The following is a 16,889-nucleotide window of genomic DNA, read 5'->3' as shown; positions in this document are numbered from 1 at the left end:
CCCCCCCCCCCCCGAAATTGGCACAGTCAGACCCGGCGCTGGAACGCCGGCAGTGCCGGGTTGCCCTCCCTACAAACGAAACCACATTTTGTTCCAGAACTATTTTGACATTTTCCGACGGGAGCTATTGGCGCTCCTGTCCATAAAATTTTTGTGGCCCAGTTGATGCCGTACCGACGTTCACCAAATTCCATGGCGTCCGAAAGGGGTGTGTATCAGCTTAAGGAGGCTTATATGCGTTTGTTTTGGAATAGCTTCGCGCGCGATGGGAAGGATGGGCAGACCGTACGTATCATATGGGCGGAGCGCTATCCGGACCTTTTCGAGGTCCATGCCTATCCCGATGGCCGGGCAATCTTATACCTCAATGGCAGGGAGGTTGGCTCCGGAAATGATGTTCTCGAGCTGACAGATCAGGCCCAGAGCATGGTAGTGTCCCCGGAAGATATCGCAGCATGAGCATCAAGCCCCGCTTCGGCGGGGCTTCTTTTGACCACGAGCGGCCGGCGGAAGCCGCCCGATGCCAAGGTCTTTGAGTTCGCTACTGCAACTGCTCAGTGGGTTGGGGTTCAATTGGGGTGCAGGATGGTCCAATCTCATTGGTTCGTCCAGTTCGGAGGCACCGTGACAACTGCGCACATCGTGAATCTTAGGGACAAACCCGAATTGGCCGATACGACTGGTGCGTGGCGGTGGGAAGCATTCTTCAAAGATGGGCCAGAGCCGCGAGCCGGCTTGATTGCGCGCGAGAGAGATTGCGCGAGAGGAACCGGGCATCTTCCAACGGTGCTTGTCCTGCTCGCCGCTTCCAGGCCCGCTGGTATGATAGCTCTTTGTCTGGACGACATCGAAGGGAGGCCTGAGCTAAATCCGTGGCTTGCTGGGCTCTATGTTGATCCAGAATTTCGCGGCGCTGGATATGGGCGTCAGCTGGTAGAAGAACTGGAGGCCTTCGCCGCTGCCAACTGCATCCATCAGCTGTCGCTATACACTTCAAATGCCTCGGGCCTTTTTGCCAGCTTGGGGTGGAAAACGGTCGAGACATTCGATGAAGGCGGCAAGCAGTTCTCTATAATGCGAAAGCGCCTCGGATAAGACTTCTGTCATGTGTCAAAGGTGGCCTGCCGCCGTCCGTAGCAGGCTTTGAGAGCGGGGATGGCAGGCAAGCATAGCTCCAGGCACGATTAGGCTTGCTACGCTTATCAATGATAGGGGCATCTCAGAAACTGCGGAACTCTCGGTGATCCATGGCCCTCATCAAGAGGACCCACCGGAGACGCCCCAAGGGCGCTGAATAAAATGCTGCCGTTGCGCCCATCCGCGGGATGAAAAAAACTCTTTCGGGGCCTTAATTGTCAGTGCGCGATGGCAGCAGGCAGGTGGCCCATTCTGCCGGTGGCGGCCCTGCCCGAAGTCGACTATCCGACCATCCAGGTCCAGACGTTTTATCCGGGGGCAAGCCCCGACGTCATGACCTCATCGGTTACGGCGCCGCTGGAAGTGCAGTTCGGACAGATGCCGAACCTGAACCAGATGAGTTCGGTCAGCTCCGGCGGCTCCTCGGTCATTACCCTGCAATTTGGACTGAACATCTCGCTCGATGTGGCGGAACAGGAGGTGCAGGCGGCGATCAACGCGGCTGGCAACCTGTTGCCGGCCGACCTGCCGGCGCCGCCTGTCTATGCGAAGGTCAACCCGGCCGACGCGCCAATCCTGACGCTGGGTCTGACGTCGGCGACCATGCCGCTGACGCAGGTGCAGGACATCGCCAATACGCGGCTGGCGCAGAAAATCTCCCAGCTCCCTGGCGTCGGCCTTGTCAGCATCAGCGGCGGCCAGCGCCCCGCCGTCCGCATTCAGGCCGATATCCGCAAGCTCGCCGCTTATGGCCTGAACATAGACGATCTTCGCACCACTCTGGGCAACGCCAACGTCAATACGCCCAAGGGTGGCTTTGACGGCCCGATGCGCGCCTCCACCATTAACGCCAATGACCAGATCCGCGCCGCCAGCGGTTACCGGGGACTGGTTGTCGCCTACCGGAATGGCTCGCCGGTCCGGCTCTCCGATGTGGGAGCCGTCGTCGACGGTGCGGAAAACGACCGTCTGGGCGCATGGATGAACGCCACTCCGGCGGTGATCCTGAATATCCAGCGTCAGCCAGGCGCGAATGTCATCGCAGTGGTCGATGGGGTGAAGGCGCTGCTGCCGCAGTTGCGCGCAGCGTTGCCGTCGGCCGTTGACATGACCGTGCTCACCGACCGCACCATGACCATTCGCGCCTCGGTTCGCGACGTGGAATATGAGCTGGCGCTCGCCGTGGTCCTTGTCGTGCTGGTGATCTTTGTTTTCCTGCGCAGCCCGCGCGCGACCCTGATCCCGAGCCTGTCGGTCCCCCTCTCGCTCGTTGGCGCGCTGGGGATCATGTATCTGCTGGGCTTCAGCCTCAACAACCTGACGCTGATGGCGCTGACCATCGCCACCGGCTTCGTGGTCGACGACGCCATTGTCGTCATCGAAAACATCTCGCGTTACATCGAGGAGGGATATGCGCCGCAAGAGGCGGCCCTGCGCGGCTCCAGACAGATCGGCTTCACCATCATTTCGCTGACGGTGTCGCTCATCGCGGTGCTGATACCGCTGCTGTTCATGGGCGATGTGGTCGGCCGGCTGTTCCGTGAATTCGCGATCACCCTCGCCCTGACAATCCTGATCTCCGCCATCGTCGCCCTGACGCTGGCCCCGATGGCCTGCGCCAAATTGCTGAAGCCGGTTCAGGAAACCACGGAAGGTCGTTTCCAGCGTCTGAGCCGCGAGGCGTTTGACAGGCTGGTGGCGGGTTACGCCCGGATGCTGGACCGGGTGCTTGAGCGGCAGACCCTGACGCTGCTGGTCGCCCTCGCGACCTTTGGGCTTACCGCGGCGCTTTACGTGGTCATTCCGAAGGGCTTTTTCCCGCTGCAGGACACTGGCGTCATCCAGGCGATATCCGAGGCCTCGCAATCGACCTCATACGCCGCCATGGCTTCCCGACAGCAGGCGCTCGCCAGCGAGATCCTGAAAGACCCCGATGTCCAGAGCCTGTCATCGTTCATCGGGATCGACGGAACCAACAGCACGCTCAACAGCGGCCGTCTGCTGATCAATCTGAAGCCGCACGGGCAGCGCGATTCGGACGTCTCCATGGTCATGGAGCGCCTGCGCGAGCGCACGCGCGCCCTCCCGGGCGTCACGCTCTACATGCAGCCGGTGCAGGACCTGACGGTCGAGGGAACCGTAAGCCGGATGCAGTACCAGTTCGTGCTGCAGGACGCCGACGCCGCCCGGCTCGCCGAATGGACGCCGAAACTCGTCGACCGCCTGTCGCAATTGCCGCAACTCGCTGAAGTGGCCAGTGACATCGCCAGCCATGGGCTCGCGGTTTTCGTCGACATTGATCGCGACAAGGCCGCCCGCTTTGGCATCACCCCCGCCACCATCGACAACGCGCTTTACGATTCCTTCGGGCAGCGCATCGTCTCAACGATTTTCACGACATCGAACCAGTACCGGGTCATCCTGGAGGCTGACCCGCGGTTGCAGACCTCGCTGCAGTCGCTGTCATCGATTTATCTGCCGTCATCTGTCGGCGGCGGCCCGGTGCCGCTGTCGGTGGTCGCCAGGGTCCGGGAGGAAACCGCGCCGCTGCTGGTTTCGCACCTCGGCCAGTTTCCGTCGGCGACCATTTCATTCAACCTTGCCCCTGGCGCATCGATCGGCGAGGCGGTCGCGGCCATCCGGGAAGCCCAGGCCCGCGTTGGCCTTCCAGCCAGCACGACCGCCGTCTTTCTTGGCGCGGCGCAGGCTTTCCAGGCGTCGTTGTCGAACCAGATCCTGCTGATCCTCGCGGCGATCGTGACGGTCTACATTGTCCTGGGCGTGCTCTATGAAAGCTTCATTCATCCTCTGACCATCCTCTCCACCCTGCCGTCCGCCGGCATCGGGGCCCTGCTGGCGTTGATGCTTGCCGGAGAGGAACTGACGATCATCGCCATTATCGGCGTCATCCTGCTGATCGGCATCGTCAAGAAAAACGCGATCATGATGATCGACTTCGCCCTGGAGGCCGAGCGCAGCGAGGGCAAGACGTCGCGCGAGGCGATCTACCAGGCCTGCCTGTTGCGCTTCCGCCCCATCCTGATGACGACGATGGCCGCGGTGCTCGGCGCCCTGCCGCTGATGCTGGCGGGCGGCGCGGGCGCCGAACTTCGACGGCCCCTGGGCGTCGCCATCGTCGGCGGCCTGCTCGTCAGCCAGTTGCTGACCCTGTTCACGACGCCGGTCATCTATCTGTGGTTCGACCGTCTGGCGACGCGCTTCCGCTGGAATACGCCGGACGCGTCGCCCATGGCGGGCGGACGGGGGACAGGGGTTGCGGGAGCAAAGATCGCGGGGGCAGAGGCATCCCGGCCGGAGACTTCCGGGCCATGAACCTGTCGCGTATCTTCATCCGCCGCCCCGTGGCGACCACCCTGCTCACCGCCTGGCTTGCGGCGGCCGGCGGCGTCGCCTTTTTCCAGTTGCCGGTCTCGCCCCTGCCGCAGGTCGATTTCCCGACAGTCTCGGTGCAGGCCAGACTTCCCGGCGGAAGCCCTGAAGACGTCGCGACCACGGTCGCCAGCCCGCTTGAACGTCACCTCGGTCAGATCGCCGACGTCACGGAGATATCGACGGCGCCGCCCGCGACGTGCAGGCCGCCATCAACGCCGCGCGCGCCGATCTGCCGTCGAGCCTGCGGGCCAATCCGACCTACCGCAAGGTCAATCCGGCCGATGCGCCGGTGCTGATCCTGACGCTGACCTCCGACGTGAAGACGCGCGGCGAGATGTACGACGCCGCCTCGACGGTGCTGGCCCAGAAGCTGTCGCAAGTGGAGGGCGTCGGTGAGGTCATCGTCGGCGGCAGTTCGCTCCCCGCCGTTCGCGTCGAGCTCAATCCGCTGGCGCTCAACAAATACGGCGTCGGCCTCGAGGATGTGCGGGCCGCGATCGCCAGCGCCAACGCCCACAGCCCGAAGGGAGCCATCGACGTCGGCGAACGGCGCTACCAGATTTACGCCAACGACCAGGCCGACAGGGCCGAACAGTACAAATCCCTGACCATCGCCTGGCGCAACGGCGGACCTGTGCGGCTTTCTGATGTGGGAGAGGTCATCGACGCCACCGAGAACCTGCGCAACGCCGGTCTGGCGAACGGCAAGCCGGCCGTGGCGGTGGTGCTGTTCCGCCAGCCCAACGCCAATATCATCGGGGTGGTCGACCGGGTGAAGGCGCTGTTGCCGGAACTCCGGGCCTCCATCTCGCCCACCATTGAGCTGCAACCGGCCATCGACCGGTCGACGACGATCCGCGCCTCGCTTCAGGACGTGGAGTACACCCTCATCATCGCCATCCTGCTGGTGATCGCCGTCGTTTTCGCCTTCCTGCGCGGCTGGCGCATGACGCTGGCGCCGGTTGTCGCGGTCTCGGTGTCGCTGATCGCCACGTTCGCCGCCATGTACATGATGGGGTACAGCCTCAACAACCTGTCGCTGATGGCGCTGACGGTCGCCACCGGTTTCGTCGTCGATGATTGCATCGTGGTGCTGGAGAACATCACGCGCCATATCGAGGACGGCATGGAGCCGCGCCAGGCCGCGCTCAGGGGCGCGGGCGAAGTTGGCTTCACCGTGCTCTCGATGAGCGTTTCGCTGGTGGCCGTGTTCATTCCCATCCTGCTGATGGGCGGCATCGTGGGGCGTCTGTTCCGGGAATTCGCCATGACGACGTCGCTGGCGATCCTGATCTCGCTGCTGGTGTCCCTGACAACAACGCCGATGATGTGCGCCGTGCTGCTGCGCAAGAGCCCGGACACCAGCCACGGCCGGCTCTATCGCGCCAGCGAGCGGGTGTTTGGCTGGATGCTCGCGGGTTACCGCCGGTCGCTGGCGGTGGCGCTAGACCACCCTGGCGCCGTGATGCTGGTGTTCGCCGCTGTGCTGGGCCTGAACGGCTATCTCTATGACGTGATCCCGAAAGGCTTCTTTCCGCAACAGGACACGGGCCGGCTCGTCGGCGTCATTCAGGCCGACCAGAGCATCTCGTTCCAGCTCATGCAGCGGAAGCTGGCGCAGTTCGTGGCGATCATCAAGGCTGATCCCGCCGTCGACACGGTGGTTGGCTTCACCGGCAGCGGCCAGACCAACGCCGGCAATGTCTTCGTTTCGCTGAAGCCGCTATCCGGGCGCTCCGTCTCCGCTGATGAGGTGATCGCACGGTTGCGCCGGAAGTTCTTTGGCGTTCCGGGCGCCTCGCTGTTCCTGCAGGCGGTCCAGGACATCCGCGTCGGCGGCCGGGCTGGCAACGCCCAGTATCAGTACACCTTGCAGGGCTCCACCCTCGAAGATCTGGCTGAATGGGGCCCCAGGATCACGGCCGCGCTGCGCGCCTTGCCAACGTTGGCCGACGTCAACAGCGACCAGCAGAATATGGGCCTGGAAACCACTGTCACCATAGATCGCGACGCCGCCGCACGTCTTGGCGTCAGTGTCTCGCAGATCAACAACACGCTTTATGACGCCTTCGGCCAGCGCCAGGTTTCAACGATTTACGCCGCGCGGAACCAGTATCACGTGGTCATGGAAGTGGCGCCGCGCTTCTGGCAAAATCCGGAAACGCTGAAGCAGATCTTCATCAGCACGGGCGGCGGCTTTGTCCGCGGCTCACAGGCGACCAATGCGGTGGCCGGCACGGTGACGGTGAAAGCCTCCCCTGGAGCCCGGTCAACGGCCGTGAACACGCCGTCGACAGACGCCGCCCGCAATCTCGCGACCAATTCAATCGGCGCCACCGGCAAGGTCGCGGCTTCGACAGGCGCAGCAGTCAGCACGGCGGCCGAGACCATGATTCCGCTCGCGACGCTGGCCCGGTTCGGACAGGGCGCGACGCCACTGTCCGTCAACCACCAGGGCCTGCTTGTCGCCAACACCATTTCGTTCAACCTGCCGCCGGGCGTGGCGTTAAGCACGGCTGTCGCATCCATCGAAGCCGCCATGAGCCGGATTGGCGCGCCGGCGACCATCCGCGGTTCGTATCAGGGGACGGCGCGGGCATTCCAGGATTCGCTCCGCAATCAACCCTGGCTCATCCTGGCGGCGCTCGTGACCATCTATCTGGTGCTCGGCGTGCTTTATGAAAGCTACCTGCATCCGTTGACCATTCTTTCCACTCTGCCGGCGGCGGGCGTCGGGGCCCTGCTGGCGCTCATGCTGTTTCAGGTGGAGTTCAGCATCATGGCGCTGATCGGCGTGATCCTGCTGATCGGGATCGTCAAGAAGAACGCCATCATGATGATCGACTTCGCCCTGGACGCGCAGCGGACGCGCGACCTGCCGGCCATCGACGCCATACGGGAGGCCTGCCTGCTCCGCTTCCGCCCCATCATGATGACAACCATGGCGGCCCTGCTCGGCGCCCTGCCCCTCGTGATTGGTTCTGGAGAAGGCAGCGAACTTCGGAAGCCGCTCGGCATCGCCATTGTCGGCGGCCTGGTTCTCAGCCAGATCCTCACCCTCTACACGACGCCGGTGATCTACCTGTACGTTGAGCGGCTTCGCCTCCGGTTCCTCCGCATGCGGCGCCCTGGCTCATCGTCTGCCCCACAGGAGCATGCGTCACACTGATTTGAGTGGTGCGGATCACCCTCCTCCGAGGTTGTCCTTGGATTTGGGGCTGCGGGCGTCTGAGTTTCCCCGGATCCTGTTCCGGTTTAAAGTTCGATCTGTCATGCCTTGATGCTGGAAGCATATGCGCTTTGGGATAGGGTGCAGTCAGGCTTCCTTCCGCCTCGGCGAATTCCTGAGGGACCTCTTGCGATGATGCGGCCACCTGCTTCTCCCGCGCTCGGCGATCAATAACCCAGTCAATTTGTGAGATAGCCCGCATGTGGTGTTCGACGACCACAACCGTATTGCCGGCATCGACAAGGCAGCATTCTACCGATCCGCGTCGCCGGGAGTGAAACTTGAGCTCAGTCGCCTCCGCCGTAACGCGCCCGAAGCAGCGCGGCATGTAAATCGGCGGAAGCCGCTGCTCCGGGCAAATCGTCATTCCGGAGACGGGTCGCACCACAGGTCAAATTCATACAGGGAAACTTCGGATCTAAAATTATTGCGTTAATATGTGCTACCAGAGCAGATAGTTTACCGACATAATTTTCTGTTCTTAACGTTGTGATCCAAATAATTCTATCGAATCCAAGTCTTTGAATGTGAATAATCCCGGGGCATTCGTCAGATATCGCTGATGCGATTTCGTCGATGACGCTGTCGATCAGGTTGTTGCGCGGGCCCTGGCTCACGACGAGCCGATCGAGCCTCAAAGACCATATAAATTGCGGCTCGCAAATTGGACCCGTCTGAAGCTTCCTTGTCGGTCCGCACAAGGCCCCTAACCGGGATTCAAGTGCCCGGGCGATGGCGTCTACTGTTTCCAGCGAATTGGCTAACGCAAGGTTTACATAACCGAGTGCGGCGACCGCTATCACGGACAAGATCAGAAACACGAGGTGCCAGGCGGAGAATGCGAAACGATCGACAAGGCCCGGGACAACTGAGGGGGCGTCGATGATCTTGCTGGCCATCGCCCCCGCGATCAGCATCCAGAGTCCGAGGAGCATCCTGTGTGCTCTCAGTTGCAATCCTCCCCGGGCGAGTTGGATGATCGGGATAGATGAAAGGGCCACAGCAAGGGGACAAAACAACCATAGCCCGGCGAAGTGGCTGGCCCGGAAAGCAGGGCTGGAGGAAGCTAAAGCCCACAATAGCGCAGGGCCGACGAGCAAAATGGGCCGCGCTGCGAAGCCATCAAACGATCGGACGCCCTGGACCATGAATGAGAGCCCGGTCAGTACAATCATATTCGCGAAAAAGCTTGCCAAAATATACGACAATCCAAAGTATCTGGCCGCGAATAATCCCGAACCAAGACCAACAAGTACAATCCCGACTCCCGACCACCACAAATCGGGAGCGTCTGGAAATGAATTCCACCTTGAAAGCAGGACGGCTCCCTGGATCAGAGACCAGATGGCCACAACAGCGGTCAGCACCGCGATATCCATCTCTGCCCTCCCGTATGAGAATCCAGCCAGAAATCAGGAGGCCGCTGTGCTGGTGGCAGCGCCTGCTTGCCGGGCGGCCCGGCCCGGATGTTCAGCCCATCCCAGGTCTATCTGCCGGTCACGTATCTCCAACATCCCTTCCTCTGTCTTGCAGTCGTGATCCTCACGCGAACGGAGCACGAGAAAAACGGGGCGCAGAACAGCACTCGTCTGGGTAGGTGGTCGCCGCGACCTTGCCGTACTCACCAAGGGCTCCTCCCTTCAATCATGCAACATCTTGTTGCGGCTTCCTCTGCAACGGGGGCGCTGCACGCCGCTCGTTTCCAGTTTGGCGGGCGCGAGATAACGAGAGGTCCGGAGCAGCGGTCGGTTGAGTTTCGGAGCGGATGGAGTGCTGGCGGTAAGGAGGGGCAGGGTCATCCCGCTCTTCGACGCTGGGCGTTTCCGCCGTGTCAGGGCATCATGTGAGCGGCCACCGCACGTCACCTCAGTTCCCGGCATCCGTGTCGGGAGCCGTGCGTAGATCGGCTTTTCCGGCAGCGGAAGAGGCTAACGCCCGGACCTGGGACAACGACCGGGATACAGCGTCGACATTCCGCCCGCCCTTGCGGCCAGCTGCCGCCGCAATATCGGGGCGAGAAGAAAATGCCCTCTTTTCCTTTGGGACGCTTTTCCCGCCCATGCTGGCAATGGCTTTGACCCGTTCCGGGTCCATTGCTGCAAAACCCCTGGGTGTCTTTGGGTGAGCGGTCATGACGTATCTCACAAAATTGTGATTGATATGTCCCAGTTCTAGAATGCCCTCCAATCATGTCCATCGTCGCTAGCGACGAGATCGATTGAGCTATCGAAGTACGTCTATTGAGGTATGGGCATGGTAGATGTGTTCCGCGATTTCTTTGCAGGCCTCAGCTTGAGGGACGACCGCGAGCGAGAGGCTCCGCTCCATCCAGTCGGGCCTTGCATTCGTAAATGCTGGCGTCTCTGACGCCGTGTTCCAGGCAGGGGTCTAATGCCCGGCGACCCGCCAGGGCGTCGGCAGCATACCTGTCGGGATGTCGTCCGCTTGATATTAGATCTGGCCCTGCTCCGGGGACCGGCATGAAGCGCAGCGGCCAGCCGTGGTGAAAGTGGATCGGCTGCGCGTCCCTCGGCCCCCAATCCTTGTAGATGTCCGTCCCGTCCTTTGTTGTGGCAAACGCCATGACAACCCCTCCTTTGATGGTGACGGCCCGGATCGATAGCGGGGCGCGGTTTCCGGTCAGCCATGCATGGTCTCCGGATGAGAAGGCGACGTGTAAAACCGGCGCGCGCGATGAGACGACAGCCGTCGCCCCATAGGGACGCAGTCTTGAAATCCTCTTCCCCCGTCTTTCGGGGAAGCGCCGCCGCCCGCTGTCATACGACCGGTGAGAGTTTGCAAAGGCGCCCTCAAGCTACAGAAAATGTAGCTTCCTCCCGGATTTGGGGTGCCCATCAGGGTGCGCTTTTAAAATTACCGTTATATTTCAATGATGAACTAATTGGCATGTGAATTGCTGTTGTGAGGCGACCAATCAGACGGATCGCTTCATGCAGTGGCATCTCATTATCGATTTCGACGGCACCATCTCGTGTGAGGACACGACGGACCGGGTTTTGCAACGCTTTGCCCTGCCCGGTTGGGAAGACATCGAGGCGGACTGGATCGCCGGCCGGATCGGCTCGCGGGAATGCATGGCCCGTCAGATCGGGCTGCTGAGGGCGACGCCTGAGGCGTTTGACGCTTTCGTGTCGGAACTGGCGCTTGATCCGGGTTTTTCCAGCCTGCTGGCCTTGTGCCGGCGCAACGGCATTCCGGCAACCATCGTCTCTGATGGTCTCGACCGCACCATTCACGCCCTGCTCCGACGCCATGGCGTTCACGGCCTGCCAGTTTTCGCCAACAGGCTGGAGCATCTGCATGGCGATCGCTGGCGGTTGAGTTCGCCGCACGCCGCGGCCTCCTGCGTCAGCGGCACCTGCAAATGCGGAGTCGCCGGCGCCGTTGGCCTGTCCTCGGCCATCCTCATCGGCGATGGCCGCTCTGATTTCTGCCTCGCCGGCCAGGCGGGATTCGTCCTCGCCAAAAACAGTCTCATTTCCCACTGCGAGGACAACGCCGCGCCGCACCTTCCCTTCCGCGACCTGGCGGAAGCAACAGGACTGCTGACGGCGTTGTTTGAAGCTGGCGGCCTGTTCGCGCCACGCAAGCCGGCCGTCCGGAATGTCGCCTCGCAATCCGCATTCACACAACCTGCCCTGAATACGCACGCCGTTGCGCCCCGGGTCCGGACCCGTGCAGCCGGCTGCCAGCTTTCCTGAAGGACCAGATTCATGGACAACCGACACGCCCGCGCAACTGGCGAAAGCCTCTCCTTGCTTGCCGACGAAGAGCGGCGCCTGCTGGCGCTGGAGGCTGAATGGTGCTCGTGGGGCGACACCGTGCACTATACCGAGCATCCGAAGATCTTCTCGGGCTGCGACGGCTCCTTCATGTTCGACGCGGCGGGCAACCGCTTTCTCGATCTGCAGATGTGGTACTCGGCGGTCAATTTCGGCTACCGCAATCCACGTCTCGACAACGCCCTGAAGCGCCAGATCGACGCCCTGCCACAGGTGGCGAGCCAGTATCTGCATCGGGAGAAGATCGAACTGGCGGCGATGATCGCCCAGGACGCCCAGCGCAAATTCGGCCACAAGGGCCGCGTGCACTTCAATGTCGGCGGCGCCCAGGCGGTGGAGGATTCGCTCAAGCTGGTGCGCAACGCCTCGAAGGGCAAAAGCCTGATGTTCGCCTTCGAGGGCGGTTATCACGGGCGCACGCTCGGCGCCTCGGCCATCACCTCATCCTATCGCTACCGGCGCCGCTACGGCCATTTCGGCGAGCGCGCGCATTTCATTCCCTTTCCCTACCATTTCCGCGGGCCGAAGGGCATGAGCAAGGAGGAGTACGGCGAGCACTGCGTGCAGCAGTTCGCCCGTCTGTTCGAGAGCGAATATAACGGCGTTTGGGACCCCAAGGTGGGCGAAGCCGAATACGCCGCCTTTTATGTGGAGCCGCTGCAAGGCACCGGCGGCTACGTCATCCCGCCACCGAACTTCTTCACGGGCCTGAAGAAGGTGCTGGACGAACACGGCGTCCTGCTCGTCGTGGATGAAATCCAGATGGGTTTCTATCGCACCGGAAAATTGTGGTCGATCGAGCATTTCGGCGTCGAGCCGGATGTCATCGTCTTCGGCAAGGCGCTGACCAACGGCCTCAATCCGCTGTCCGGCGTCTGGGCGCGCGAAGAACTGATCAACCCCGGGGTTTTCCCGCCCGGCTCCACCCACTCCACCTTCAACGCCAACCCGCTCGGCACCGCCGTGGCGCTGGAGGCGATGAAGATGATGCAGGAGGACGACTATGAGACCATGGTCGCCGCCAAGGGGGCCTACTTCCTCGAAGGGTTGAAAGAACTGAAACGCCGCCATCGCATCGTCGGCGAGGTTGACGGTCTCGGCATGGCCCTTCACATCGAAATCTGTGAGCCGCACGACAGCTACACGCCGTCAAAGCGACTGGTCGACCTGATGTGCGACGAGGGCATGAAGGCGGATCTGGAGGCGGACGGCCAGCGTTATGGCTTGGTGCTCGATATTGGCGGCTACTACAAGAACGTCATTACGCTCGCGCCTGCGCTGACCATGAGCCACGCTGAAATCGACCTCGCCATCAGGCTGCTCGACCAGCTGTTCGCGCGCGTCGCGCAGGCCTGAGCGGATCGCGCCATGGTCAGCCTGCGCATCATTGATCTTGACGGTTCGGTCGCCGGCCAGGACGCGGTGCGCGCGCGGCTGGACGATGGTCGCGCCATCCGCGTCGACGCCCGGGATCTGGCGTCGCGGCTGCGCATCGTCGCCAGCCGCGACGCCCAGGCGGCGCTGATGCGCCGGCTGGCGGCGACCGAAGCAACCGCCAGCGCGGGCGCTCCGGCCTGGTTTTATGGGTCGGGCGACTTTCACCATGTCGCCGCCATGCTGCTGCAGCGCGTCAGCGAACCCGTGACAGTGGTGCATTTTGACAATCACCCCGACTGGACCGCGTTTCCGGCGACGGTGAACTGCGGGGCCTGGGTCAACCGGGCCCTGGAGAACCCGCAGGTTCGCAAGGTGGTGAGCATCGGGGTGAGCAGCGTAGATCTGGCGCGGCCGGAGCTGGGGTTCGCCAATCTGGACGCCGTCGCGGCGGGACGCATTGACCTGTACCCCTGGCGTCACGCGCCATCGCGGGTGCGCGGCCGCTATGGCGACTGCGCCAGCTTTCGTCAGCAGGACCGGCTGCTGCACTGGCGCCAGCTCGCGGACGAAAACTGGGGGAGCTTTCTGGACGGCATGATCGCCGGCCTGCCGGCGGGAGCGGTCTGGCTGAGCATCGACAAGGACGTGCTGGCCCCGTCCGACGCCTTCACCAACTGGGACCAGGGGGCGTTGCCGCTGTCGCATCTGCTGGAGGCGATCCGGCGGCTTGCTGCGGCGCGCCGGATCATTGGCGTCGACGTCTGCGGCGACTGGTCGGCGCCGCGGTTCACAGACCCATTCCGCTTCATGCTCGGATTTTTCGACCATCCGCGCGGCGTCCAGCCGACGCCGCAGGCGCTCGCCATCAATGCGCGCGTCAACGCGACGCTCATCGACTGTCTGGAAGAGGCGCTCCCATGATGCTGGCCCTCTGGTTCGCCCTGTCGGTGCTGGCCGACGTCGCCGGTCAGATCTGCTTCAAACGCGGCGCCGACGCGCTGCCGGACGACGCCCCGGGAGCGGCGATGGTCTGGCCGCTGCTGCACTCCGGCTGGGTCATGGCCGGCGTGCTGGTCTACACGGCCGAAATCTTTATCTGGCTACGGATTCTGGCTGAAACGCCCCTGTCCGTCGCCTTTCCCATCGCCAGCCTGAACTTTCTCGCCATCACCCTCGGCAGCGTGCTGCTGCTCGGGGAGAAGGTGAACCGCCGTCAGTGGCTGGGCGCCGTGCTGGTGACAGCCGGCGTCATCGTCGTGGCGCGCGGGGCATGAAGCATTCCACGGAGGCGCGGATGCGCGACACACGCCTTGATGCGGCCGCCGCCGCCAGCGCGCCGGACTGGTCCGCGGGAGCGCCAGGAAACGTGGCGAGAGACACCGCAAGAGACATGGCGAGAAATCTGGCGAGAAACATGGCGGGAGACATGGCATGACCGACTTCAGTCTGCGCTACGCTGGCGATCGCACGGGTTTTTTGCTGATTCATGGGCTGGGCGGCACGCCAGTGGAGTTGCGGCCTGTGGCTCGCGCGCTGAATCGCGCCGGGCATACGGTGCACTGCCCGCAACTCGCCGGCCATTGCGGCGACGAGGCCGACCTGCTGGCAACGACCTGGCGCGACTGGGAAACCAGCGTGCTGGCGGCGCTCGCGGATTTGCGCGGCAGTTGCGCCACCGTCATTGTTGGCGGTCTGTCCATGGGCGCGATCCTCGCCATGCGCGTCGCGGCGGAGCGTCCTGACCTGGTCGATGGCCTCGCTCTGTTCGCTCCCACCCTGCGCTATGACGGTTGGGCAATCCCCCGTTATGCGTTTCTGCTGCGCTGGCTGATCAACACGCCCCTCGGTCGCCGGTTCAGTTTTGTCGAGCGCGAGCCTTATGGCGTGAAGAACCCGCGCACCCGCGCCATGATCAAACGGGCGATGACCAGCGGCGCCAGCGAGGAGGCCGGCCTCGCCAGCACCCCCTCCGGGGCCATTCGCGAACTCTGGCGGCTGGTGGACGAAACCTGGCGGGCGATGCCTGAGATCAGGTGTCCAGCCCTGGTGGTTCATGCCCGTGAGGACGACATTTCCGGCCTCTCCAATGCGTTCGACATCCAGCGCCGGCTCGGCGGTCTGGTGGACGCGGTCATCCTCGACAACAGTTACCATCTGGTCACCCTTGACCAGCAGCAGTCCGTGCTGGTTGACCGGACCCTGGCGCTTGGCCGGCGCGTCGCGAATGATGACGGCCGCCGGCGCAGCGCCAGCCGCCTGCGCCTCGCCGTTGCGGATAGCGCCGACGACCGCGGCTACCGTCTGGCGGGCGCAGCTGAATGACTTCGCCGTCCGCTCCGCGTGGCTGGTTCATGTCCAGCATAGCCAGCGTCAACGCCGCAGCCTGGGACGCCTGCCTGCCTGGCGAACCGGAGAGCCACGCCTATTATCGCGCCTGCGAGGCCATGGCGGAGCGCTCCGGCGTCGGGCTGCGGGTTGGCGCCCTTTGCGCGACCGATGCGACGGGAGTCATCGCGGTGGCGCCGGCGCTATGGTTCGACTACCGTCTGGACACCCCCCTGCAGGGCCGCTGGCGCGGGCTCGCCAATGCGGTTCACCGGCGGTTTCCCGGCTTGTTGCGCTTGCGCGTCCTGTGCGCCGGCTCGCCTTATGGCGAACGTTGCCATCTGGGTTTTGCACCGCATCTGGACGCGGCCAGGCGTGCAGCGGCTTTCGCCGCCCTCGCAGGCGCGCTGGCGGCCGAAGCAGACCGCAGGGAAGCCCATGTCTCGGGCTGGAAGGATCTGGCGGCGGCCGACGAAAAGGAGTTTGCGCCGCTCCTGGGCGCCGGCGGGTTTGCCCGCATCGGCAGCCTGCCGGTCGCCGTGCTGGATCTGTCGCCCGGCGCTGAAGACGCCTGGCTTGCCGGCCTCTCCGCCGCCACCCGCAAGGACATCCGTCGCAAACTGGCGAAATCGGCCGCCGGCGTGCAGATCAGCTTTCACACCGACATTTCGGCCTGCGAAGCGGAGGTCGAGGCCCTGTACGAGTCGACCCGGCAGCAGAGCGCCCTTGACTATGGCGATCTGGAAACCCTGCCCCCTGGCTATTTCGGCGCCGTTTCCCGGGCGCTGGGCGAACAGGCCGTGTTCGCTTTTTATCGGGTGGATGACGAACTCGCCGCGTTCAACCTGCTGCTGGTGGGGCGGGATCGGGTCATCGACAAGTTTCTGGGCATGCGTTACCCGCTGGCGCGGGCCCACAATCTCTATGCTGTCAGCTGGATGACCAATGTGCGCTTCTGTCTGGAGCGTGGCCTGCGCCTGCTGCAAACCGGCCAGACCGCCTATGCGGCCAAGCTGCGCTTCGGCAGCCGGCTTGAGCCTTCGGTTCTCTACGTGCGTCACCGCCGCGCGCCGCTGCGATGGGCGTTGCGCCGCCTGGCGCCATGGCTGGATTTCGCCCGCCACGACCCCGACCTCGCCAGCCTGCGCAACGGGAGAACGCCGTGAACGTTGCAACCGCACGCGCCGCCGGCAATCGCTGGCGCCAGGGCGTCATCTGGCTGCTGTTCATCCTGCTCGACACCGGCGCGCAGCTGGCGTTCAAATGGGGCGCCGATGGCCTCGCGGGTATGGACGCAGGGCCCGCCATGTTGCTGCACGCCCTCACCCTTCCGGGAGTCTGGCTGGCGGTGGCCGGCTATGTCAGCGTGTTTTTTGTCTGGATGGCGATCCTGCGCAACATGCCGCTCAGCCGCGCCTTTCCGATGACCGGCATGACTTATATCACCGTGCCGTTGCTGGCATGGGCCGTGCTGGGAGAGCGGATCAGTCTGGCCCAGGCCTGTGGCGTGGCGCTGATCGTGTCAGGCGTTGTCCTGCTCGGCCATGGCGAGGAAGCGGGAGGCGAAAACATTGACTGAGCAAGCGGCTCTGCCCCGCGCGTTTCCGGAAGGCGGCGCCGCCCCG

12 protein-coding genes and 2 pseudogenes are annotated in these 16,889 nt (G+C 63.5%); 11 read left to right on the top strand and 3 right to left on the bottom strand.

Annotation, left to right across the window (positions count from 1 at the left end):
• Positions 1 to 234: 234 nt before the first annotated feature.
• The 4 genes and pseudogenes from IE243_RS17835 (at position 235) to IE243_RS23810 (ending at position 7,699) form a co-directional block, all read left to right on the top strand.
• On the top strand, positions 235 to 459 hold the full coding sequence (locus IE243_RS17835) for a hypothetical protein (RefSeq protein WP_191320732.1): 225 nt from the start codon (positions 235 to 237) through the stop codon (positions 457 to 459).
• Positions 460 to 624: 165 nt separating this feature from the next.
• The gene (locus IE243_RS17830; RefSeq protein ID WP_191320731.1) at positions 625 to 1,095 is read left to right on the top strand and encodes a GNAT family N-acetyltransferase; all 471 of its coding nucleotides are present in this window, start codon (positions 625 to 627) and stop codon (positions 1,093 to 1,095) included.
• Between the two features lie 270 nt (positions 1,096 to 1,365).
• On the top strand, positions 1,366 to 4,470 hold the full coding sequence (locus IE243_RS17825; RefSeq protein WP_191320730.1) for a multidrug efflux RND transporter permease subunit: 3,105 nt from the start codon (positions 1,366 to 1,368) through the stop codon (positions 4,468 to 4,470).
• Positions 4,467 to 7,699 (top strand): annotated as a pseudogene (locus IE243_RS23810) (efflux RND transporter permease subunit). Before IE243_RS17825 ends, IE243_RS23810 begins: the two are co-directional and overlap by 4 nt.
• A 347-nt stretch (positions 7,700 to 8,046) precedes the next feature.
• On the opposite strand, the gene IE243_RS17810 reads toward IE243_RS23810, so the two are convergent.
• The 3 genes and pseudogenes from IE243_RS17810 to IE243_RS23565 all read right to left on the bottom strand — a co-directional run.
• Complete coding sequence (locus IE243_RS17810) at positions 8,047 to 9,138, bottom strand: hypothetical protein (RefSeq protein ID WP_191320728.1); 1,092 nt, start codon at positions 9,136 to 9,138, stop codon at positions 8,047 to 8,049.
• Positions 9,139 to 9,625: 487 nt separating this feature from the next.
• Positions 9,626 to 9,892, bottom strand: coding sequence for a con-10 family general stress protein (locus tag IE243_RS17805; protein ID WP_191320727.1), 267 nt, complete (start codon positions 9,890 to 9,892; stop codon positions 9,626 to 9,628).
• Positions 9,893 to 10,250: 358 nt separating this feature from the next.
• Positions 10,251 to 10,343: pseudogene (locus IE243_RS23565) on the bottom strand (alpha/beta fold hydrolase); the annotation flags it as partial.
• A gap of 367 nt (positions 10,344 to 10,710) precedes the next feature.
• Here IE243_RS23565 and IE243_RS17795 point away from each other — a divergent pair.
• The 7 genes from IE243_RS17795 (at position 10,711) to IE243_RS17765 (ending at position 16,843) form a co-directional block, all read left to right on the top strand.
• A complete protein-coding gene (locus tag IE243_RS17795; RefSeq protein WP_191320726.1) occupies positions 10,711 to 11,481 on the top strand; it encodes an HAD-IB family phosphatase in 771 nt (256 codons plus the stop codon).
• A 12-nt stretch (positions 11,482 to 11,493) separates the two neighbouring features.
• Positions 11,494 to 12,918 carry an aspartate aminotransferase family protein gene (locus IE243_RS17790; protein ID WP_191320725.1) on the top strand — a complete coding sequence of 475 codons (1,425 nt, stop codon included), beginning with the start codon at positions 11,494 to 11,496 and terminating at the stop codon, positions 12,916 to 12,918.
• Positions 12,919 to 12,930: 12 nt separating this feature from the next.
• On the top strand, positions 12,931 to 13,860 hold the full coding sequence (locus IE243_RS17785; RefSeq protein WP_191320724.1) for an arginase family protein: 930 nt from the start codon (positions 12,931 to 12,933) through the stop codon (positions 13,858 to 13,860).
• The gene (locus IE243_RS17780) at positions 13,857 to 14,213 is read left to right on the top strand and encodes an EamA family transporter (RefSeq protein WP_191320723.1); all 357 of its coding nucleotides are present in this window, start codon (positions 13,857 to 13,859) and stop codon (positions 14,211 to 14,213) included. The genes IE243_RS17785 and IE243_RS17780 overlap by 4 nt, the downstream gene beginning before the upstream one ends.
• Positions 14,214 to 14,370: 157 nt before the next feature.
• Positions 14,371 to 15,261: an alpha/beta hydrolase gene (locus IE243_RS17775; RefSeq protein ID WP_191320722.1), complete on the top strand. Its 891-nt coding sequence runs from the start codon at positions 14,371 to 14,373 to the stop codon at positions 15,259 to 15,261.
• 29 nt (positions 15,262 to 15,290) lie between these two features.
• Positions 15,291 to 16,430 (top strand): GNAT family N-acetyltransferase, encoded by a 1,140-nt coding sequence (locus IE243_RS17770; protein ID WP_191320721.1) that lies wholly within the window; start codon positions 15,291 to 15,293, stop codon positions 16,428 to 16,430.
• Positions 16,427 to 16,843 carry an EamA family transporter gene (locus tag IE243_RS17765; RefSeq protein ID WP_191320720.1) on the top strand — a complete coding sequence of 139 codons (417 nt, stop codon included), beginning with the start codon at positions 16,427 to 16,429 and terminating at the stop codon, positions 16,841 to 16,843. Before IE243_RS17770 ends, IE243_RS17765 begins: the two co-directional genes overlap by 4 nt.
• Positions 16,844 to 16,889: the final 46 nt, after the last annotated feature.

It is taken from the genome of Camelimonas fluminis (genome assembly GCF_014656355.1).
Taxonomy (GTDB): domain Bacteria; phylum Pseudomonadota; class Alphaproteobacteria; order Rhizobiales; family Beijerinckiaceae; genus Camelimonas; species Camelimonas fluminis.
This window is presented reverse-complemented; position numbering and strand designations above follow the sequence as displayed.